This is a genomic window from Agrobacterium sp. ST15.13.013 (assembly GCF_027956525.1).
Lineage (GTDB): Bacteria > Pseudomonadota > Alphaproteobacteria > Rhizobiales > Rhizobiaceae > Agrobacterium > Agrobacterium salinitolerans.
Genome location: NZ_JAQKGP010000089.1, coordinates 1 through 624, shown reverse-complemented (window position 1 = coordinate 624; position 624 = coordinate 1). Strand labels below are relative to the sequence as shown.

Genomic DNA, 624 nt, shown 5'->3' with positions numbered 1-624 from the left:
TTCGCCGAATGCGCGGGTAACGCGGGGTGGAGCAGCCCGGTAGCTCGTCAGGCTCATAACCTGAAGGCCGCAGGTTCAAATCCTGCCCCCGCAACCAAAATTTACATGACTATCAAGACTTTAATCGGCCTCCTTCGGGAGGCCGAAGTCGTTTTTACCCCTAGCACAACGCTAGGGCAGATTCTGTGGTCGATGAATCGATTGTGAAGTGACAGGGCGAGCGGAAGCTGACTCAACATCCATTGCGAAAGAGATGGATGATGGGACGAGCACTGAGCGATGATCTTCGACTACGCGTGTTAAAAAAGCGTCTGCGGCGGGCATGTCTGCGCGCCAGTCGGCGGCGCGGTTCGGGGTTGGGATTTCGATGGTGACCTTGCCCCCAAGTTTTATCCAGTTTTGAGTTTGCTCCAGCGGTTTTGGGTTGCTGTATTCGGGGCGGTAGCGGCGGGTTGCGGTGCGGAGCCATTTCGGCTGCGCAGCACCGCATCACGTCGCGGGTTGATGGGTCTTGGGCGAACTCGGTGCGGATTTCGGATTAACGGGACATCGATTCCGGTAAATCCCGGACAGTCGTTTCACTAAATCGCGGACAGTCTCGCGGGATCGACTTTCGTTCGCCTG

1 tRNA gene and 1 pseudogene are annotated in these 624 nt (G+C 56.9%); both read left to right on the top strand.

Going from position 1 to position 624, the window contains the following annotated elements:
- The first annotated feature begins 20 nt into the window (after nt 1–20).
- Nucleotides 21–97 (top strand) — tRNA-Met (locus tag PL597_RS26010).
- A 163-nt stretch (nt 98–260) separates the two neighbouring features.
- Nucleotides 261–367 (top strand): annotated as a pseudogene (locus tag PL597_RS26005) (IS630 family transposase); the annotation flags it as partial.
- Nucleotides 368–624: the final 257 nt, after the last annotated feature.